This window comes from Streptococcus sp. HSISS3 (assembly GCF_000448605.1).
In the GTDB taxonomy this organism is placed as follows: Bacteria; Bacillota; Bacilli; order Lactobacillales; family Streptococcaceae; genus Streptococcus; species Streptococcus raffinosi.
Genome location: NZ_CM002130.1, coordinates 546,662 through 565,793, shown reverse-complemented (window position 1 = coordinate 565,793; position 19,132 = coordinate 546,662). Strand labels below are relative to the sequence as shown.

The 19,132-nt window shown below is 34.8% G+C and carries 22 protein-coding genes and 1 pseudogene; all 23 read right to left on the bottom strand.

Annotated elements, in window-relative coordinates; translation table 11 throughout:
• Positions 1 to 24 precede the first annotated feature (24 nt).
• The 23 genes and pseudogenes from HSISS3_RS02855 to HSISS3_RS02760 all read right to left on the bottom strand — a co-directional run bounded on the left by HSISS3_RS02855 (position 25) and on the right by HSISS3_RS02760 (position 19,132).
• Entirely contained in the window at positions 25 to 1,122 is a 1,098-nt protein-coding gene (locus tag HSISS3_RS02855; RefSeq protein WP_240472095.1) for a hypothetical protein, read from the bottom strand.
• A 1,037-nt stretch (positions 1,123 to 2,159) separates the two neighbouring features.
• Positions 2,160 to 2,738, bottom strand: a complete 579-nt coding sequence (locus HSISS3_RS02850; protein ID WP_021151546.1) for a hypothetical protein — start codon at positions 2,736 to 2,738, stop codon at positions 2,160 to 2,162.
• Complete coding sequence (locus HSISS3_RS02845) at positions 2,731 to 3,471, bottom strand: hypothetical protein (RefSeq protein WP_021151545.1); 741 nt, start codon at positions 3,469 to 3,471, stop codon at positions 2,731 to 2,733. The genes HSISS3_RS02850 and HSISS3_RS02845 overlap by 8 nt, the downstream gene beginning before the upstream one ends.
• The gene (locus HSISS3_RS12255) at positions 3,468 to 3,845 is read right to left on the bottom strand and encodes a hypothetical protein (RefSeq protein WP_021151544.1); all 378 of its coding nucleotides are present in this window, start codon (positions 3,843 to 3,845) and stop codon (positions 3,468 to 3,470) included. Before HSISS3_RS12255 ends, HSISS3_RS02845 begins: the two co-directional genes overlap by 4 nt.
• Positions 3,845 to 4,360 carry an ATP-binding cassette domain-containing protein gene (locus HSISS3_RS12250; RefSeq protein WP_021151543.1) on the bottom strand — a complete coding sequence of 172 codons (516 nt, stop codon included), beginning with the start codon at positions 4,358 to 4,360 and terminating at the stop codon, positions 3,845 to 3,847. The genes HSISS3_RS12255 and HSISS3_RS12250 overlap by 1 nt, the downstream gene beginning before the upstream one ends.
• A gap of 308 nt (positions 4,361 to 4,668) precedes the next feature.
• Positions 4,669 to 6,441: a DUF262 domain-containing protein gene (locus tag HSISS3_RS02835; protein ID WP_021151542.1), complete on the bottom strand. Its 1,773-nt coding sequence runs from the start codon at positions 6,439 to 6,441 to the stop codon at positions 4,669 to 4,671.
• 300 nt (positions 6,442 to 6,741) lie between these two features.
• Entirely contained in the window at positions 6,742 to 6,924 is a 183-nt protein-coding gene (locus HSISS3_RS02830) for a competence regulator inhibitor paratox (RefSeq protein WP_021151541.1), read from the bottom strand.
• A 168-nt stretch (positions 6,925 to 7,092) separates the two neighbouring features.
• Complete coding sequence (locus HSISS3_RS12245) at positions 7,093 to 8,058, bottom strand: IS3 family transposase (RefSeq protein ID WP_042771740.1); 966 nt, start codon at positions 8,056 to 8,058, stop codon at positions 7,093 to 7,095.
• The gene (locus HSISS3_RS02820; RefSeq protein ID WP_021151539.1) at positions 8,055 to 8,732 is read right to left on the bottom strand and encodes a helix-turn-helix domain-containing protein; all 678 of its coding nucleotides are present in this window, start codon (positions 8,730 to 8,732) and stop codon (positions 8,055 to 8,057) included. The genes HSISS3_RS12245 and HSISS3_RS02820 overlap by 4 nt, the downstream gene beginning before the upstream one ends.
• Before the next feature lie 602 nt (positions 8,733 to 9,334).
• Positions 9,335 to 9,991: an ATP-binding cassette domain-containing protein gene (locus tag HSISS3_RS12240; protein WP_240472102.1), complete on the bottom strand. Its 657-nt coding sequence runs from the start codon at positions 9,989 to 9,991 to the stop codon at positions 9,335 to 9,337.
• A 183-nt stretch (positions 9,992 to 10,174) separates the two neighbouring features.
• Positions 10,175 to 10,863, bottom strand: a pseudogene (locus HSISS3_RS12235) (ABC transporter transmembrane domain-containing protein); the annotation flags it as partial.
• Positions 10,864 to 11,013: 150 nt separating this feature from the next.
• Positions 11,014 to 12,036: a radical SAM protein gene (locus HSISS3_RS02810; protein ID WP_021151537.1), complete on the bottom strand. Its 1,023-nt coding sequence runs from the start codon at positions 12,034 to 12,036 to the stop codon at positions 11,014 to 11,016.
• Positions 12,029 to 12,547, bottom strand: a complete 519-nt coding sequence (locus tag HSISS3_RS02805; protein ID WP_021151536.1) for a hypothetical protein — start codon at positions 12,545 to 12,547, stop codon at positions 12,029 to 12,031. The genes HSISS3_RS02810 and HSISS3_RS02805 overlap by 8 nt, the downstream gene beginning before the upstream one ends.
• Positions 12,548 to 12,573: 26 nt before the next feature.
• Complete coding sequence (locus HSISS3_RS02800; protein ID WP_240472101.1) at positions 12,574 to 13,071, bottom strand: hypothetical protein; 498 nt, start codon at positions 13,069 to 13,071, stop codon at positions 12,574 to 12,576.
• 918 nt (positions 13,072 to 13,989) lie between these two features.
• Positions 13,990 to 14,430, bottom strand: coding sequence for an ASCH domain-containing protein (locus HSISS3_RS02795; protein WP_021151534.1), 441 nt, complete (start codon positions 14,428 to 14,430; stop codon positions 13,990 to 13,992).
• Positions 14,427 to 14,924: an NUDIX hydrolase gene (locus tag HSISS3_RS02790; RefSeq protein ID WP_021151533.1), complete on the bottom strand. Its 498-nt coding sequence runs from the start codon at positions 14,922 to 14,924 to the stop codon at positions 14,427 to 14,429. Before HSISS3_RS02790 ends, HSISS3_RS02795 begins: the two co-directional genes overlap by 4 nt.
• Before the next feature lie 492 nt (positions 14,925 to 15,416).
• Positions 15,417 to 16,253 (bottom strand): nucleotidyl transferase AbiEii/AbiGii toxin family protein, encoded by an 837-nt coding sequence (locus tag HSISS3_RS02785; protein ID WP_021151532.1) that lies wholly within the window; start codon positions 16,251 to 16,253, stop codon positions 15,417 to 15,419.
• Complete coding sequence (locus tag HSISS3_RS02780; RefSeq protein WP_021151531.1) at positions 16,253 to 16,843, bottom strand: type IV toxin-antitoxin system AbiEi family antitoxin domain-containing protein; 591 nt, start codon at positions 16,841 to 16,843, stop codon at positions 16,253 to 16,255. The genes HSISS3_RS02785 and HSISS3_RS02780 overlap by 1 nt, the downstream gene beginning before the upstream one ends.
• Before the next feature lie 201 nt (positions 16,844 to 17,044).
• Entirely contained in the window at positions 17,045 to 17,206 is a 162-nt protein-coding gene (locus tag HSISS3_RS11930; RefSeq protein ID WP_021151530.1) for a hypothetical protein, read from the bottom strand.
• Between the two features lie 12 nt (positions 17,207 to 17,218).
• Positions 17,219 to 17,842 carry a hypothetical protein gene (locus tag HSISS3_RS02775; protein ID WP_021151529.1) on the bottom strand — a complete coding sequence of 208 codons (624 nt, stop codon included), beginning with the start codon at positions 17,840 to 17,842 and terminating at the stop codon, positions 17,219 to 17,221.
• Positions 17,843 to 17,865: 23 nt separating this feature from the next.
• Positions 17,866 to 18,222: a hypothetical protein gene (locus HSISS3_RS02770; protein WP_021151528.1), complete on the bottom strand. Its 357-nt coding sequence runs from the start codon at positions 18,220 to 18,222 to the stop codon at positions 17,866 to 17,868.
• A 45-nt stretch (positions 18,223 to 18,267) separates the two neighbouring features.
• Positions 18,268 to 18,834 (bottom strand): hypothetical protein, encoded by a 567-nt coding sequence (locus HSISS3_RS02765; RefSeq protein ID WP_021151527.1) that lies wholly within the window; start codon positions 18,832 to 18,834, stop codon positions 18,268 to 18,270.
• A gap of 118 nt (positions 18,835 to 18,952) precedes the next feature.
• Complete coding sequence (locus HSISS3_RS02760; protein WP_021151526.1) at positions 18,953 to 19,132, bottom strand: hypothetical protein; 180 nt, start codon at positions 19,130 to 19,132, stop codon at positions 18,953 to 18,955.

Here is a 19,132-nt window from a genome sequence, read left to right as displayed (position 1 = left end):
AAGTCCTTTCTTTCCTTTTTATATTTATTCCCCAATATCTTGTTTTACTGAGCGAACTGGTGAATTAAACTTGTAAGTACCATTCTTAACTGCTTTGATATTTTTTTCAATCTGTTCAATGATTGTCTGAACATAAGCAGCATTTTCACGCGCTTTCGCTCCGTCCTTCTCTTTAGAGTCCATACTTTTCTCGATAGCTTCCATATCACTCTGCTTATCGGTTAACTCGTTACCGACCAAGTATTCTGACTCACGCTTCAACTGCTCCAATGTCTTAGTATCTTCCTTGACACTGTCATCAAGTGTTTTTGCAGAAGCCAAGAGTTCTTTTCGTTGACCTTTTTGATATTTCAACTCCTCTTCAAAAATATTGAGGGCAAACTTCTCACGAGACAAATTCTTGACATATTTGTTTTTGAGAAGTTCATTTTGAGGAGTTACAAAGAAATCAACGTAGTTCTTATTCACTTCCTTATCTTTTTGTTGATTCTGCTTAGAAACTGAAGCGTCATTAGAACTTGATGATAAGTAGTCATTGTATTCTTGAACGTCAATCTTGAGACTGTTTGAGTTCGGTGTCTTATTTGTCGCACGAATAACCATGAGCGTATAATCTGAAGGCACATTACGCATGACCAGATACACCTTATCTCCGGTTAACGGAATGACTTCTAAGGTCACTGCTTCAGGATTCTTAACACTACTTGGCAAGAAAACCTGCCAATCAAGATTTTCAGTATTAATCCCTTTTTTAACAGCACTAGTAGCATCTGATGTTGTCAACTCCATAACGACCAACCCATTTGAAGAGGAGTAAGTCATAGAGGTTGCTGTGATACTTCCAAGACCATTACCAAATGATTGGGTTGCCTGCAGTTGTGACTCTAAATAAGTAACTCGGGTTGGAGAGAAATAAGCAGTTGTAGCTGTCCATACCATTGTTCCCAATAATGCATAACTAATGATCATCGTTCGTTTTAACCGATGTCGCCTCAAGTAAGAGAGAACGCTGTTGCTCTCCCAGAAGGACTTGATCCTATTTGCTACTCTAATCGGAAAATACCGCCAACCTTCTAGTTCTTCGAGCTCTTTTGTACTTTCATAATCTTTAATTTCTACCATGAAGCCATGATAGGCTATATCATATAGGTATCGCAACCTAGTGACATAGGTTGACTTTCGAGATAATAATTCTCTTATTCTGGTTTCCTAGCCTTGAAACAACCCCGTCAATAAGCTATACTAAAACTGTGTTTAGGAGTAGTCCTAAACACAGTCATTGTTTTTCCCTTCGGGGAATTTTATGGAGAGGTTGCTTTTCTCCCTCTTCTCCATATCTTCTTTTTCATAAAACGTCATTGTTTTTTGAAAATATTGTTGTTGTGACCATTGGAACTTCCTGTTGTTCCGATGGTTTTTTCTTGTCTAAATGAGATCCTTTGACAACAAAAAAGAGGCAGCCCTCAATGGACTACCTCTCTTCCCAAGAGAAATTTCTCTGGAGAAGAAAAACAATGACTATTTTTAGTTTAACAGCGAGGTGAGAAACCTCATAACACTAAAAACAGAAAGGATAGTTATGCTTTGGGGGAGACCCCTGATTCATAACTAATAGAAGTTAATAGATTATGTTAGATGCGAGAGGAGAAATCTCGTCTAACCTTACAACAACAATGGTCGGGTTAAGGAGAGGGGAGAAACCTCATTCCTTAACCTTGATATAAGTATATCATAACAGGTCTTGTATTCGAAGCTCAGAGGACCCTTTATTTCACTTTTTTTATTTTTTCAACCAAATTTCGTAAATGCTAACAACCAGATTAAGCGGAAAGCAAATTACCTTATCAGAAAAAATGGTCTATTTAAATAAAAAAACATCATCTTGCTTATGCTTACGGATCCATTATCTAATGGTTGTTTGACCAATATTAAATCTTCTAGCAAAATAATCACAGACTTCTCTTCGTTTAGATAGAGTTGAACTACTCTTAGTTTTTTCAACAGATTTTGGACTTCTTTTGGGCGGCAATTCACTTCTAGTGAATTATAGTATTTTCACTGTCCACTGTAAGTGGGAGTATATCACCTTCACCGTCTCAGAGGATAGGAATTAAAAGAAGATTTCAATAGAAAAAGGACTCTGCATTGAAAAAGAATCCTTAATTTCTTATAATCCCATCAAATAATTTCTTCAAATTCCCAAAACTCACCACTGGAAAGACGAGTCCTGAGTAGAATAAGAGCACGGTGTTTAGAAAATCTACCAAGACTGAAATTCGTTGGAAGCGGATGGTCAGTCGAATCATGACAAGATAATAGCCGAGGAAAATCAGGAAACCAATCAGTACCACGAGCAGTACTTGGAAACTGATGACCTTCAAAGAAAAGTGAGTTGGTAAACCCTGATGAATCAAAAGCAGAGCAATCCAGAATATCAAAGACAACCAAACAAAGTAAACCACTGCTCGTTGCAGGTAAATTCTATACACTGATTGCAAAGCATACTGGGTGCCAAAATATTGCCCAGACCGAATCTCGTACTCCAACTCTTCATTTCCCAAGGAAACCACATGGGTCAAGATGAAATAATAATAGAAATAGGACAACTGAAAGTCAGAATTTCCCCTCAAAAGGCTATAAAAACCAAGAATGAAAATGACGTGGTAGAGGGTGTCAAACAGGGTATCCGCCCAGCGTCTCCTGCGAAAGAGATAAAATCGCTTCACTTCATTATACATGGAACAAACTTCCCTTCTTTTTGGCATAGGTCAAACAAGTTTGAAAGCACAAGTAACCCAAGAGCCAGTAAATCAAACCGTATCCCAGTAATAATAAAAGAACGAACCAACTTGGTTGGCGGATAAAACTCACCAAGAGATGAAAAGGCAAGAAACGAGTTAAAGTAGCAATCAAATGACTCGATTGTTCCTGAAAACCAACCAAAAAGAGAATCCCGTAAGCAAGGAGGCTAGTAATACTGGAAATTTTTGTAAAGACAAAGGAAAAACTGGCAAAGAGAAAGCCTAGACCATAAAGGGACGCAATAACCACAAAGGACAGAAGAAAAGTAACAAATGTAACGACCCAGTCAGTAGGAAAGGCAATCTGCTGAACCAAGGCAACCAAGCAAAACAAAGGAATGGCCTTGACCAAGTCCAACAAAATCTGTACGATAATTTTGATAAAAAGCATGCCAAAGATGCTCCGCCGACTCTGAATCACGTTGATAATGGTGCGGTCTGCAATCTCATCCTCGATAAAATAGGTTGGATGGGTGATACTGTGGCTAGAAAAATACCAAGTAAAAAGCAAGATAAACAACTCAAAAGTATCTTGCTGGCTGTCAAAATAGGTCAGAAAACCCGTAACTAGAAAGAAAATTCCCAGGTTGGCAAAGAGAAGATTGACTTTGAACTGTTTGTATTCACTGAGTTGGCGACTAAACTCTCGCCCAATCGCTGATAGCATCATTTGAGCACCTCATACAGCAAATCTTCCAAAGAGGCAGGTTCTCGGGTGAACTGCAAGACTTCTGTTTCTTCCAGCAATAGCCGATAAAGGTCTGGATTTCTGGTCTCTACCGAAATCCCACCGTCAAGGACCTTGTAGTCCAGCTCAGGGAATCTTTGTTTCAGTACACTTTCTGCACTCTTATCTAACAGCAAGTGATAGACTTCATGCTGGTGGACATTACCAAAAATCTCCTCAAAGGTTCCTTCACGATAAAGCCGCCCCTCCTGAATTACCACCACCCGAGTGCTGACCTTCTCGATAAAACTAGCATCATGACTGGTGATAAAAATACTGGCTTGATGGTGACGCGCATAATCCTGCAAAAGAGTCATCAGCTGTTTTTTGCCAGCAAATCTAGCCCATTGGTCGGCTCATCCAAACAGAGTACTTTCGGTTTTTGCACCAAGGCTAAGATTAAGGTCAATTTTTGACGGTTGCCCTGGGACAGTTCTGAAACCAGCGTGTCCTTATAAGGGGTAAACGCCAGCTGGTCGCACAAGACATCCACCTCTGCCTTGATATGAGACAAGGCAATCCCATTCAAGCTTAGAAAATATTGGAGATTCTCCATAGCTGTCAAATAACTGTACAACCCCTGCCCGCTCTCCAAGACAAACTTGACCAGCGAGTGGATTTTCTTGGAGCGATTAGAAACGCCATAGACACGAACCTCGCCCTTATCCTGCAAAAAAATCCCTGCCAAGAGCTTGATAAAAGTCGACTTCCCGGCACCATTACCACCAACGATGGAGATGATTTCACCTGAATCCGCTTGAAAATCAGGAATGTCTAACACCAACTTCTTGTGAAAACTCTTTTGAACTTGTGAAAATGTTATATTAGTCATTTAAGATAACCCCTAGATTTAGAAGATTCCCCTTAATTTGTTCAATTATTTTTTCAATATCTAATATGATAAAACTCTTCTTGCTTATCTTATAGCAATAAATAATTATTGATTGCACCATGAAAAGTTCATTCCTATAAAACTGGTTCTCCAAATATTACATAAAAATTGAACAACTCTACTCCTATAATATCTGGATTTCTGTCAATATCTTATACACATTTTGATAGTATATTATCTAACCAAATAAGTAATCACTTTATTGACACAATAATATTATCCTTTTCTCGGATAACTAGAACTAAAAATTATAGCTCAAAAACAAAGTCTGCTATTCGTTTTGCTGCTTTCTCTGTGGCTAAATCAATATCCTCTTTAGTCCAAGTATCTTTGGTATACGTCACGAGAGACTGAGCTATTGGAAACTTACTACCAATATATCCATTACCTTTAGAGATATGATTTTCCTTCTTAGTTCTAAACCAGGCATCTCCAATACCACGATTTATTTCTGCTTCAAGTAAAATTTTGTTTCCTAACTTCTCAGCATATTCACGAAATTCATCCGGATCATCGACACCTATATCATGCATGATGTGCTCTCTGTTAATCCCACTTTTTGGCATAATATGTTCGATGTCTATATTTCCGTCAAGCTTTAGATTTATACCATGTTCGGTTGCAAATAGGTACTCATTCACATAAATAAGAGCATTTGAGACTCCACTCTCTAAAAGTGTTTGTTTAACATTTTCATATTCAAAATTCAAACGTATATGCTCTCGAACCTTATCAATTAATGACTCTGTTGAAAATGTATCTACTTGACTATACAACAAATTGATTTCCTCAAGAAAGCGTTTGAATAATCTATGACTGTATGATAACTCTGATAATTCAATTAAGATACCAATTCGCATCAGGTACTCTATATATCTCTTATCATCTCGGAAAAATAGATAGCTACTCACAAATGGCCTTAAATTACCATTAAGCTGACTGACTACTCTACCAATCGATGTTTCTGATGTAAGCAAATAAGTATTGAGTATCTTTTTCAAATCATCTGTAAAGACAACATCATCATTAAGAAGTTCCTTATTCTTATTAAAGAATGCACGAATTCCGGGATTCCATCTGTCTGTACCATTTTGTTGCGATAGCTTAGTGAAAATATAATGTGTCATCAACGTATTCAAATCAAGATTTGACTTGTCAGCCCATTCTACTATCTCCTGCCAATTATTTTCAAATGTTTTTCTATCTGCAGCACTAGCAGTCGTTTTGGAAACAATGACTTCAATTGGAGTCAATGGTACACCAGTACCATTTAAAGAGTTAAAAATATTAATAGCTTGGTCAGTATTAAAACTTGTAATGGTGATGACTTGGCAATTTTTTATGAAATGATTAGCAAAATTAATGCAATTAATAACACTCAATTCTTTGCAAGTATTATAAAAATATCGGAAATTTTTGTAGAAGTTCGTATAGCGATTATCTTTTTGGCGACGGTATATTTGATGAACACTCTGTTTTATTTCTTCAAAATTGCGTCCAAGTAGAATAGCCTGCATGTCAAAAGAGTATTTTTCTGAGATGGAATCATTAATGTACTTTATCATTTCAACAGTTGGGAATGATAGCCCATCAACAAAATCATCTAGTTCATCCTCAGACATATTAAACAGCAATGATGCAATTTGTTCTTTTAATCCGTTCAGTCTCTTAATAAGTCGTCTACCATCTGCATCGTCTTGAGGTTGGATAGCTAATTCACTCTCAATTTTAAGTAACAACGCTTTTAATAACAACATAAAGGTAGTTGTTCTTTGTTGACCATCAATTAGTGTAACGTCATGGTCCTCACCAGATTCCTGGGCAATCAGTACTGCTCCAAAGAAGTAATTGTCCTGTGAATCTTTATCGAAGTTTTCCATATGCTGATTGATGTCTTCAATTAACTGATCACATTGTGCCACCTGCCACGCATACGGTCTCTGGTAGCTAGGAATATAAAATTCAGATTTAGAAAAATATTGTTCTACTGTTTGTAGACTCGGTTGAATATCGTTACGCATAATGAACTCTCATTTTTTAAAATTTGTCTCATTATAATGAAACTACACTTCCTCCATATTATACCACGAAAATACTAACACACTAAAAAAAGTAGAGAAACTAATCGTTGTGTCTCTACTTCAATCTCAATTTTTATTGACTGTTGAATTCAAGTAATATCATGTTCTCACTTTTTCTCTTTCTTTTCGAACATACTATAAAATTTGACTTCGTCTATAAACTACCACTTCTTTTTATCATATAGAATTATAACTAAAAGATACAACAATCTATTTTCAAAATAAAAATATTTTCATATATTATTCCCTCAACTCTTCAAGTACAGTCTCTAAGTCTACTTCTGTCACTATTTCTCCAGGTTCTACTTTCTCTCCTGGCAAAACATAATCATGGATCTTCCCATTTCGTCGGACAATACTGATTTTATCCCCCTTGATAAACCCTCTTTCTATCGCTTCCATTACTTCATCATATGTCATCATTTTATATACCTCCTATTTTCTACAATATATCTATTCGTAAAAGATATCAAAAAGTAACAAAAAAATCACTCAAAGTGATATGCCCCCTGTCAAGTAGACAGGTTAAATATCTAAAAAAGTGTCTGTTTTATAAGGTCAGTCGTACAAAATAAATGTACGGCTGATTTTTTATGCAGACCACTTAGACTTATACTTTTCAATTTTGTTATTCTTAGCGATTGGGTATGACAAAGGATGTTCTGATGTTAAGGCAGCTTTTCTGACTTCCAAAGGCGTTTTACAGTCATATCTGCTTTGTGGACGCTCTTGACAGTAAAACCGGATATAGTCTTTGATGGCATATCGGAGGGAGGCCTCATCTGAAATCTCATACATCTGATACATTTCCGATTTTATAACTCCCCAAAAACCTTCTATTGGTCCGTTATCAATACAATGACCTACTCTTGACATGGATTGAATCATATCAGTATCTTTCAGCTTTTTTTGAAAGTTTTTATTGGTATATTGAAACCCTCTATCGCTGTGAAATATAGGCTTAGCTGTGGGATTTTTTTCAATAGCTTTGTCAAATATTTTGAAGACTAGCCGATTGTCATTTCGACCACTTATGACAAAAGCAATAGGATAGCGGTCATATAAATCAAGTATGGCACTAAGATAGAGTTTCTTACGAGAGTTAGGAATTTTAAACTCTGTAACATCTGTTACCCATTTTTTATTTGGAGCAGTTGTATAGAAGTTTCTTGCCAACTTATTTTCTGCAGTTTCTTCAGGCTTGGTAGTCTTGTATTTTTTCCTTTTCTTACGGATAACAGCGTGAATATCGAGTATCTTCATAATTCGGTGAATTCTCTTTCTTGAGTAATTCGTATGATTGAAATGATTGATCCAATCGGTCATTCTTCGGTACCCCAAGATATGTGAAAAACGTTCGTCATATTCTTTAATTAATTCCGCAATTTCGCTGTTTAATTGTTCTTGTTCTGGGACTATTCGATATTTCCATTTATAAAATGCAGACCTCGTAATGCCGAGCTGATGACACATCCAGCTAATGCTCCACCCTTTATTGGTGTTGAAGTCTTCAATCACTAAGTATTTTGATTCGTGGCGCTGTTTGCCTAGCCTCACATCCTTCCGAATTCTTTCACTTTTTTTAAGAGTTCAACGGCCATTTCCTTTTCTTCTAACTGACGTTTTAAGCGCACATTTTCTCTTCGTAAACGTTCTAATTCATCAAGCTCATCATCTAGTTTGTGACGACCTCTTTTATCAATTAATCCTTCTTCACCATCACTATCACACTTCTTCATCCAGGAGTATACTTGACTATAAGAAACATTGTAAAGCGCCGCTGTTTCCTTATAATTGCGATTGTGTTCAATACAATGGTTGACAATCTCTTTGCGTTCATCAATAGTGGTTTTACGTCTTGCTTTTGCCATATAGACCTCCTGTTTTGGATTGTAATCCTTAAGTTCTATATTGGCATTATACATCCTAATCCACTTTCTTAAAAGTCCTGAAGAAATATCATACTGCTGGCCTAAATCAATAGACGAAGCCTCACCACTAATACATTTTTCTACAAGTTCTATTTTAAATGCTTTTGAATAGGAACGATTTTTTGTTTTCTTTGTGAATCCTAAAATTCCATATTTTTCATAGATAGCAGCCCAATCTTGAATCGTCCTTGTGGAAATATGGAGACAGTTACATATTTCAGATCTGGAACGATTACCATTAATATAATCAAGACAAGCTTGTTCTTTCTCGTATGGGGTTAATTTTTCTCTTCTAGACATAAAAATACCTCTTAAGTAGATTTTAGGTATTTACCGTGTCTACTTTAGAGGTATCATATCAAACTCTTGAGTGCTTTAAAACGTTGATATAATCGTATTGATTAACGTTTACTAAATTGTGATGCTTTACGAGCTTTCTTAAGACCTGGTTGGTGGAACCTACATCTCTTTAAATACTAAAAGCCTTTATTACTGCGCTTTTATCACTATGTATCTTTTATTATAACTTATTTAATTTCAAATAATTTCATTTAAATAAGGTAAATTTTTTAGCACTTTCAAATAAAATACTGAGCTAGAGGTTATCTCATTAAAGAAGGTGCCTTTTTATTTCGGTTAAATAAAAAATATAAAGTTGCTTAAAACAACGAAAAAAGTCTTCAAACCAATGTTTGAAGACCTTGAACTATAGCGGTGACCGATATTTAATTAAAATTACTTTATTGATTTTAAAGCATTTGGACAGTTTAGAAAACTACTTAAAAAGTAACTGATTTTGGGGGAGAAAAATTGAGGCACAACAAATATGATAGTTGTAACTGATTTGAAATATTTTTAGTATACTATCAAATAGTAATTAAATAATAATCATATTCATAGATTTAATTTATATTCTTCAATAAATTACCATCAATTTTTATAACTCTATCAAAAAAGTCAAGTTCAGTAAGATGGTGCCCCACTGCAATTATGATTGCTGTGGGAAGTTTCGACTTTAATAATCTTAGTAATTTTCTAGTAGATAAGGTATCGACATTTGACAATATTTCATCTAAAATTAATACCTTAGGAGAGTATAATATTGCTCGTGCAAGACGTAATTTCTGAAGCTCCCCTAAACTAAGATGTTTACTTAATTCTTGACCAGAAGTGTCAATACCTTTGTCTAATGTCAGTATTTTTTCATATAAACCAATATCTTTTAAAATATTAGATATGTCTTTATCAGATACTGTGTCTGATAAGAGTTCTTCTCGTAATGATTTTAGTGGAAAGCCTTGATTATTTGACAGATAAATAATATTAACCGGTGTTAGTTTTATTTGATTATCTAATTTTAGTGATACACCACTTTTCTTTTTAAAATATATATCTCCTGTATAGTTATCATATAAGTTAACAAGAGATTTCAAAAGTAAAGTCTTTCCACTACCATTTTCTCCACGCAACAGAATCCTTTCTCCTCTTAAGAAAGTAAGATTAATATTATCTATTAATTTGTTCTCACCACTAAAAATATTTAAATTACATAAATTCATAGAATCCAAATTGTTAAGGTCGACTGTAGCTTGGCTTTTCGGAGACATCTTTAAGAATTCTGCTATTCTCTGTTCATAAACCTTACTAATTGATACCGTAGCTATGATATTTACAAGTTGGGTAACTGGCGAGAAAATTACTCCACTATAGGTATTAAATGCTATTAAATCACCTATTGAAATTTGATTATTAACAACCAAAAATACTCCAAGAACAAAAATTAAAATTGTTGTTGAAGAGATTATACCTGCAGATATAATTCCTATAAAATTTTGAAAAGTTCTAACTTCGGAATTAGTTACATAATTACTGCTAATATTTTCTTTAAATTCTTTGTATACTTTTGAGAACAATCTAAATATTTTTATAACTTCATAATTTGTTGTTATCGTGTTTAAATTATTTAACAATAAATCTCTATTGTTTTGTTGTTCATAACTTAATAACTTTAATTTTTTCCTACATATATCATCCATAGTATATAGATAGGAATCATAAATAATACAATAAATGTTAAGCTAATATTTATCTGTGACATTAATATCAAATAACCCAAAAACAGACCTATATTTGAAATAAAAGGAACTACCGTATTCTCAACATTTGTCACATATAGCTCAGAATCATTAAAAATAACAGTTGTAATATTAGAATCACTTGTTAATGATTCTAAAGCATCTTCTGATAAAATTTGCTGACGCAATTCCATTAAAAATCTTTGAAAAAAGTGTGCTGATGCTATAGAATTTAGCCTACCAACAAGTAACTGAAATAGTATAATTACGATTACAAGTATAATATAGGGGAATAGTTTTTGAAGATTCCCACCAATTAAAACATTATCTACAATAAGTTTGGATATATATGGCATAGGTAAAGAAAATACCACACCTAATAAAATCAAAAAAACAATAGAAGTAAAATGATATTTATGTTGCCTTACAAAGTTCCAAAAGAATTTCATAATATTGATTTTCCTTTATAATTACCACACTATCAGTTTCTGAAAACTTTACAATAATTAACTTGCTATTGAATTAAATATAACCACCTTTTCCAAATATCTTGTCAAAACCTCGTTTCTAATCTCCATATAATTATTTTCTATTGCCTCTAATAAATGTTTATTATTGTATAAATAAGCACAGTATAAACACTTATGGGCAAAACTTGGTGACATTTCCCCTAACCATTTAGAAGCCATCTCAACAACTTTTTTAGGGCCGTCTACAAAAATCCATATTTTCAAAAAATCATTATGATGATTAGATAATAGTTCTTCTAAATCTGAATCCATGATTTTACCTAAGTGTAACTCACTAATATCATTAGAAGTGAGACCACAACACCCTACTACATCATTTCTAGGCTCCAAGGCAACTGTATCAAATATTCCATCACATCCTTCATCATTACCTGACAAAAGCGTCTTATCAAATTTATAAACTGTATCCGTATGAAAGGAAACCCATATCGTAGGCATAACTTTTAAAAGTTTAGAATAACTTTTATCTTGTATATATTTAGAATAGAGTGGGTGATTTATAAAATCTTCTACTTTAAATTTTTTACTACTATTAGTCTCTACTGCAATACAAGTTAATAGTCCCTTTTCTATACTTGCTATTGTACAATGTAAAACATACTCTACAGGAACAAATTTTTGATGACTATCACCAGTTGAAAAATTAATTTCATTTAATCCGTTGTCTTTTAATTTTTGAACTCGTTTTCTAGCAGACTCTATACTGGTACCCCAGAATCCGTTAGTTACACATCTTGTCAGAAATCCTAACTCGTGTGCATATTTGATACTCTTAATTAACAATTCAAAATTAATAAAACATTCTCCACCTGAAAAAACGACAACTTTTATACTCCCAATTTGCTTAACCTTATTTAAAAATATTCTTATTTTGTCGAAACTTAAAGAAGTCCCCTTTAGGCGAGGCGAACAAGAGAAACAGCATTCATCACATTCAGCAATACATTGATATGTCATAAGTATTGCTGCTGTCCGAGGTTTGGGTTCTAAATCATTCATTGACTTCTCCTAGGTTATTATACTCTCTAACTGTTTGAACAAATTGTTCAATTACATCTTTTAAATATGATACTCCACCAGTCTTAAGTGCCTTTCGAGATACTTTGGATAAAAATTCATTATCTATTTTTTTGAAAAAGTCTTCACTTTTATCAGGGTCAGAAGTTAGAACTCCTAATGCAACTGCAACTACAGTTGCAGCTCCTAGTACTGTGGTCAGCCCTGCCACTACATTTGCACCAGCCGCAACTTCGTGTACAGCTACATAAGATACGGTATAAAACCATCCTTTACTATATTCTACGGTTGGTTTCAGTAAATAGACATCATCCTTAGACATACCATAATGAATTCTTTCATTTTCTATAAAATCATATGGAGCTAGAAGATTTTGCTCGGATAGGTTATCAAAAGTCAATGAAGCTGCGATATCCATTGGGACATCTAAACTAAATTTAGATTGTTTGTCCATATCTCTTAAAGAATCACCAAAAATACGTTTATTACTCATAATGTTACCTCCTTCAATTATATGAGTTAATGTGTGGGACCCAAAATTAATAGTAAACAAAATATAATAAATATTAGGATAAAGGCACTAATATAGATTATACGACCTATTGGATGTTTAGGATTTATAGCTATACCAAGGTATCTAACTTCTGAAAAATTTTTAGAATCTTGGAATTTGTTATCTTCAAATTTATATCCAGCAACCAACATGCAAAATATTGAAACACATAGTAAACAAGCTAGTATCTTTTGGATTTTAAGTGGAGCACCACCACCTAAGCTAAGCATTATCCCCATTATAATCAGTTCACAAATAAGAAAAATGAAAAATAAAATCAATGGAATATTAATACTTCTATTTTGTTTATGTTTATTATTGTGTCTCTTTTTATCCCAATATCTATAATAATAATTTCCTAAAACAAGTATAATTAACAAGCTTCCTAATCCGACTAGACTTATCAAATAGTCAATATGAGTATAAGTACAAATAATGGCTAATAAAATAAACCCTGCTGTAATTATCAAATTAAAAATTCTTATTTTTTTGACATAATCTGCCTCCTCATAATAAGATGAAAAACATCTTATTTACCCTGCTTAATTAACTATTATATTAAAATTAGCTCTGATGTCTTATTTATTCCTTTACCATATTTCGCAATCATTATACAACTCCTTTTTAGTTTTTTCAATAGAAATTGAATAATTATTAATCAATATTTTTTGTTTGTCTATTTTTGTATTACATAATTGTAATATTTTTCTAGTATAATATTATTAAAGGAGGTTTGGAAAATGAAAAAAATACTTAGTTTATTACTTTTAGGAATTTACCGTGTCTACTTTAGAGGTATCATATCAAAGTTAAAAAAATTTAAGTGCCTATTTGTTTTCTACTATCAGTAAGCATTAGCTTAGGTTTGGATAAATTCCCAATGTAATGCTATATCATTTGGGAAAGCATAGACAACTAAATCTGCTACTGCTGCGCCATTTGTAAGTTGATTAAGTTCGGACGTTTCATCTGACTCTTTTAGAGTTGTCTCTTGTGCCGATGACAGCTGTTATTTCGAAAACTTAAGTAGCTCTTTTTTATGATATGGTACCTCAAAAAAGCCTGTTCAAAAGCCAAATCTCTGTCACTTTTAGAATTAAAACGCATCTGGTATGTCCCCTTTTAAAAAAGCCACGTATTAAATACGTATCTTAACTTTCTACTGAACTTCAGGCCCTAAGACGAGATAGAGAATATCTCGCTTAGTATCATACTCTCAGGCGTGTTCATCAACTTCAAACAAGACTTCCGACCTTTTTGTTTAGCCCTGCGGTCGTACTGTTCCTGTGCTTCTGTATAATATCGCTTACATTACATCATTTTTTAACCCTTTTGGAAAATAAGATCCATATCAAAAAACTCTCCAAGAAGGAGAGGGTGTTCTATAATGGATAAACTTTGCGAAATTCTTCTAAAACCACCTTGCTGTCAGGTGTAAAAGTCAGTCCGGCCTCGCTCATCCACTCGGTGAAAACCTCCTCATGAACCTGACGCCAATAGGCCAGAGATTTATCACCCTCACCTTCCTTGTAGGCATGGTCGGCTGACACTTGATGGAAAGGCTGAACAGAAACCTTTGTGACTTCGACAATGCAGACAGCTTGATCTTGACTGTCTAAAACAACATCAAAGGTCCCTTCTTGTGGCAGGGGGTCGTTATCAACTGCATAAAGATCATAGGCGGATGCAGTTGCCGTCTTTTCACCTTTTAACACCAAATCTGCCAAGAGATCGGCTTCTACTCCAAAAGCCCAAGCATCGATTTCATCTCCGATTGAGGGGTTAATTTGCTTGTAGGCATTCCACATTTCTTGAGGTGTCATTTCTTCTCCTTTATTTCTTTTACTTTCCAATTATTATAGCTTGTCAGTTCTAATTCTGGAAATCCTCGCAACTCTGCCTTCACCTTCAATACTAAAGGTGAAGCATTGTCTGCAGTAATTTCTTCCAAATTCAACCAAATTGCATTTGCTGAATCATTGCTTCCATCAAGAAGCTCCTGAGGAAGGGATTGTTGAGAGCGTTCGAAATCGAGTACGATATCATAAAAGGCCATGATATGGTATACGGCGAAGTCTTGCCCTTCTTCTTGAACCAACACATCATAGATTCTAGGGTTTGAATAAGAGCTTATCGCATATCCTGTCTCTTCCAAAACTTCTCTCTTAAGAGTTTCTGTCAACCCCTCACCGAGTTCTTGACTACCACCCGGTAAATCAAAACGCTGTTGATAAGGTCCTCTCGTTTTCTCAATGCAGAGAAGTTTCCCATCTTGAAGACAGACTCCGTATACACCAAAGTGATCTTTGATTTCCATATTCTTAACTTCCTAGCTTCATTTATTTTTTACCATACCTATCATCATACATTTATCTTGGGTTGGGGGGGACTCTTTATTAAAGACATTTTGTCTATTTAACTTTAACAGACTTTCAAAACAAAAAACGCAAGAGTTTCCCCTTGCGTTAAACGTCATGGTGAGATAACCCCATGAGCACATAATCAATTCTAAAGCTATTTTACCATATTTGTAAAGACTTTTCAACCAAAAATATACTGTCAATTATTTTGTGTTTACACAACTTATTTTACACTACCACCAATACATAGCAACTCCTTAATGATGAAGTCTTCATTGAGTGTGATAAAGACCAAAGCCTTGAAGATATAGCAAGTCTAATGGGTATAGCACCTAACTGGATGCCTGATAGCAACCTTCGAGCGAATGGATATGAATGTTCCTTTTACCAGAAGGATTAGAGACAAAAAACGGTTCACTACCCAATATATGGTAATGAACCGTTTTATATTACATAATAGTTGTCATGAGTTCTTTAACAATCTGAACTGATTTCTCAAAAGAAATATCTTGTGCATATTTGAATTGTCTTTGATAACGTGTCCAAAGTTGCTTTTGATACTCATCAGTTTCAATACTATTTAGCTGACTTTCCCAAATATCAATAGCCTCTTTACTTCCTCGTTTTTCTACAGTATTGGCCAGAGCTTTACGCAACACATCGAAATCTATCTCATCTTTTCTGATATGATACAAGGTAAAAAGGTCATAACGATCACGAGGACGTGTTGATGCTACTCCTCGGCTAATAATCGTTTCCAATTTTTCAGCTAGAACAGTTTCCAAATTATAAGTCCAAACCTCAATGGTTTCATTTGCAAATAGGGATGGCATCGAATAAGTAATTTCTCTAGGTGTAATCTTATCACCCGTTGTAATATCGATGAAAACAACCTCTCTTAAAGTATCAAATGTAGCATTGAGTTTTAGAGAAAATCCCCCGTATTCGTCATCTTGACGAATCGGCTCTAGTTTATCTACTTCAAATGAAAAGACATCGTCCGAATCCGAAAGAATCTCTTCAAAGATGGTAATCAGATTTTCTTGGCTAAGTGCAGTCCCTTTAAGTGTCACATCTAAATCCATTGTCGTTCTCTTATCAAGTCCTATCAACTGTCCTATTAGATAACCGCCTTTAACAATGAAAGAATCCTTATAGGAACTTTTAGCAATCAATTTCAATACCTGTTCAATCAGGAAGTTTTGCTGAAGCTGCTGGGCAGGAATACCTCTATCCTTAGCCATATTCTTAATCTTTGCCTTAAAGCTATTTGCATTGGAAAACATTAGGTTAATACCTCCATGTAAGATTGCAACTTATTAGTCACCTTGAATAACTGTGCATAGTGAAACAGTTTTGAATAGTTAACTTTGTGATTTTGAAAATACATCTTAAATGCAGGAGCTATAACTTGAACATCAACTTGATAAACTGGTCTCAAACATTCTGCTAAAACTCTCTCCGGCTCGTAAACCTTAATCTTCTGCCCCACTTGTCGCTCAAGCTCAATAATTCCTTCATCATAATAAGAACGAAGAACTAACGGACGTATACCTTCTGATTTAACATTTTTTGTATTGGTTCCATAAGGAAAGCTCATCGTCATCTCAAAGGGAACTGTTAGTGATAATCCATGTAACCAAAGAGCTGTTTCTAAAGAAAAAATTCCTTTTGAAAAACGTTGCTGCGCCACAAACCATTCGTCCAGATAAGTATCAGGGAGGCGATATAACCCCTTTCCTTCAATCTCTACTTGTCCCTCATCAATCATTCTCAGCAATATTTTGTAAGGTAATTTCTCTTCAAGTACTTGTTGAAAGGTCAAAAATCCTTGATGTTGTTGAAAAGAAGCCATAATCATTTCAATATTATTCATAATAGCACTATCCTTTCGTAAGAAATAAAATGCTAACACTTTTATTAAATGTTAGCATTTTATTTCTTTTTTATCAACTATTTCGGGTTTAATTCCTTCAATAAGGATCCACCAGAGCACGAGTTTTTGGCAAGCAATAAAAACCAGTAGACCGTATAACCCTTTTAAAAAAGCCACGTATAAAATACGTAGCTTACCTTTCTACTGAACTGCAGGCCCTAAGTCGAGATAGAGAATGTCTCGCTTAGTCGCATACTGTAGTGCATGTTCATCAGCCTCAAACAAATCTGAAGCTAGAAACGTTTTCGCAAAGACGGTTGCGTCTTTACGTTTAAATGTTGCTATATAACTATGTTTAGTCATTATCTTTCTCCTTTAATATTCGTACTGACCTTTGACTCCACTATAGAGCCAATACACAGCTTTATCGTAACCTTGCTGAAGGGTACCGTTAGCATCCTCCATTAGGTCTCTCAAGGAATAAAATCCTCTGTAACTGTCTAATGCAGATTCCATCAGACAGAAAAGATAGGTTGGCATATCTTTTGTTCCCCAAGCTAGAAGATCTAATTGACTTAAATCATCTCTTGCTTCTTTTGGAAAACGACTCGGAAAATTACTTGTCGTAAAATTTCCACATTCTTTTGCTCGCTGTAACATAATCAAGCGAGTTTCCAACATGTGTATATCAGCTTCTTGAAAAGCTTCTGCATGCTCTGTGGTAATAATCAACTTTGATAGACCAGGATTGATTTCCTCAACTTCATAATAAAGTGAAGATTCAAACGGGATCTCAATCGGAGGAAGGTTAGATACTCCCTCTCGATTCAAAACCACGTTCCTAACTGGTCGGCATAGCAAACTTTGTTGCATATCCGACTTGTTGCTATCAATAATCGACGCAATCCGGTCATCAATTAGGTCTGACGGAAATCCAGCAATATTACTATTATATTGGTGAACCTTTTCAATATAATAGAGTCCTTGAGTGATTGTCATTGTTTTCTCCTTTTTTATTCAGGTCAAGCCATTACAACATCGTCAAGACCGAGCTCCTTGAACTCTTCTTGTGTCTCGCTATTGCTTTCAGTTGTCTTCAATTTGATGACAACATTCAGCCCCATAGCACGTGCTTGTAACAATGCTGAAGCGAGTGCTGGTTCGGGTTTTCCCTCAACGAATAGGGTTTGAACCTTACGCTCCTTCATTTCCAGAATTCTCTTGAGATAAAGACAAGAGAGTTCCAAGAATGAATAGGATTGAGCGTTATCAATCTGAGGGAAAGTTGTAACGCCTTCAAGAAGGTCTTTGGCAAAAAGATCCGCAAAGACCTCTTGAGTTTTTTGTTTTTTATAAATATAGATATGTTTTTTTGTCATTGTTTTTCTCCTTTTTATTTTAGAAACTGGACTACCATAACTTCTCTACTTAACAGAAGGAAGCTCCTCGACACGACGTAAGAAAGAAAGCAGCTCCTTGCGCGTGTTGATGTCTTCAACATCTTCTGTTACTGGCGTATCGTAAGTAAGATGATACTCACCATTGTCCCAACTCTTAAAGACAGAAGACTGGCAGAACTCAATCTGGTCATCTTCTACCTGATAAACCAGGTTAGCCATGTAGCCATTATCAAAGTAATAGCGATGGAATACAACCTTACGATTGCTTCCCAAACGTACCAAAACTTCTGGATTTTGACGTTTATATTGGGTTGGTTTAATGAAAAACCCAAATTGTGACCTTAAACTAGTCATCTTTAAGTCTTCCATTGCTACCAACGCCTCTTCACAAGAAATAGGCATTAACCCACTTTGTACTAACAAGGTATTGATAGCAACCATTCCATCCTTCTTGATAAAAAGATGGCTATTCCCAGTCTTATTCAAAAACTGATGCAAGGTCATTCCTGAAAATGAACCATTAACCTCTTTATCAGAGGAAATACGTTCAAACAGTTTTCTTCCTAGTAAACTTGTTGATAATGTTGTCATTGTTTTTTCTCCTCCATAGAAAAAGAGGAAGGTGTAGCCTAGGGCTAATACCTTCCTCTTTCTCTTATATATCAAATATGCGATGTATCTTGCACGATACACTATTTATAGCAGTAACTCACCACTGCATCTCATCAAGTTCTCGTGGGCTTAACTCACGCCCCAATTTTTCTTCAACACGCGCAGCCCAGACAAGATTGCCATTCTTAATCATTTCAATCTCCTCTGGTGTCTTGTAAGGTTTATTCGGTAAACCTGAAGACTTCCAGTCTGCCTTAAATTGTTCAACTATCCTCAT

Excerpts from the sequence above, each read along its gene's own strand:
- HSISS3_RS12240 (WP_240472102.1), bottom strand. The coding sequence starts at position 9,991 with ATGAATTTATGTAATTTAAATATTTTTAGTGGTGAGAACAAATTAATA.
- HSISS3_RS12255 (WP_021151544.1), bottom strand. The coding sequence starts at position 3,845 with ATGACTCTTTTGCAGGATTATGCGCGTCACCATCAAGCCAGTATTTTT.
- HSISS3_RS11930 (WP_021151530.1), bottom strand. The coding sequence starts at position 17,206 with ATGACTAAACATAGTTATATAGCAACATTTAAACGTAAAGACGCAACC.
- HSISS3_RS02820 (WP_021151539.1), bottom strand. The coding sequence starts at position 8,732 with ATGTCTAGAAGAGAAAAATTAACCCCATACGAGAAAGAACAAGCTTGT.
- HSISS3_RS02845 (WP_021151545.1), bottom strand. The coding sequence starts at position 3,471 with ATGATGCTATCAGCGATTGGGCGAGAGTTTAGTCGCCAACTCAGTGAA.
- HSISS3_RS02790 (WP_021151533.1), bottom strand. The coding sequence starts at position 14,924 with ATGGAAATCAAAGATCACTTTGGTGTATACGGAGTCTGTCTTCAAGAT.
- HSISS3_RS02830 (WP_021151541.1), bottom strand. The coding sequence starts at position 6,924 with ATGATGACATATGATGAAGTAATGGAAGCGATAGAAAGAGGGTTTATC.
- HSISS3_RS12250 (WP_021151543.1), bottom strand. The coding sequence starts at position 4,360 with ATGACTAATATAACATTTTCACAAGTTCAAAAGAGTTTTCACAAGAAG.
- HSISS3_RS02855 (WP_240472095.1), bottom strand. The coding sequence starts at position 1,122 with ATGGTAGAAATTAAAGATTATGAAAGTACAAAAGAGCTCGAAGAACTA.
- HSISS3_RS02805 (WP_021151536.1), bottom strand. The coding sequence starts at position 12,547 with ATGAGTAATAAACGTATTTTTGGTGATTCTTTAAGAGATATGGACAAA.
- HSISS3_RS02810 (WP_021151537.1), bottom strand. The coding sequence starts at position 12,036 with ATGAATGATTTAGAACCCAAACCTCGGACAGCAGCAATACTTATGACA.
- HSISS3_RS02835 (WP_021151542.1), bottom strand. The coding sequence starts at position 6,441 with ATGCGTAACGATATTCAACCGAGTCTACAAACAGTAGAACAATATTTT.
- HSISS3_RS02780 (WP_021151531.1), bottom strand. The coding sequence starts at position 16,843 with ATGAATAATATTGAAATGATTATGGCTTCTTTTCAACAACATCAAGGA.
- HSISS3_RS02765 (WP_021151527.1), bottom strand. The coding sequence starts at position 18,834 with ATGACAACATTATCAACAAGTTTACTAGGAAGAAAACTGTTTGAACGT.
- HSISS3_RS02795 (WP_021151534.1), bottom strand. The coding sequence starts at position 14,430 with ATGACACCTCAAGAAATGTGGAATGCCTACAAGCAAATTAACCCCTCA.
- HSISS3_RS02770 (WP_021151528.1), bottom strand. The coding sequence starts at position 18,222 with ATGACAAAAAAACATATCTATATTTATAAAAAACAAAAAACTCAAGAG.
- HSISS3_RS02785 (WP_021151532.1), bottom strand. The coding sequence starts at position 16,253 with ATGTTTTCCAATGCAAATAGCTTTAAGGCAAAGATTAAGAATATGGCT.
- HSISS3_RS02760 (WP_021151526.1), bottom strand. The coding sequence starts at position 19,132 with ATGAGGATAGTTGAACAATTTAAGGCAGACTGGAAGTCTTCAGGTTTA.
- HSISS3_RS02775 (WP_021151529.1), bottom strand. The coding sequence starts at position 17,842 with ATGACAATCACTCAAGGACTCTATTATATTGAAAAGGTTCACCAATAT.
- HSISS3_RS02850 (WP_021151546.1), bottom strand. The coding sequence starts at position 2,738 with ATGTATAATGAAGTGAAGCGATTTTATCTCTTTCGCAGGAGACGCTGG.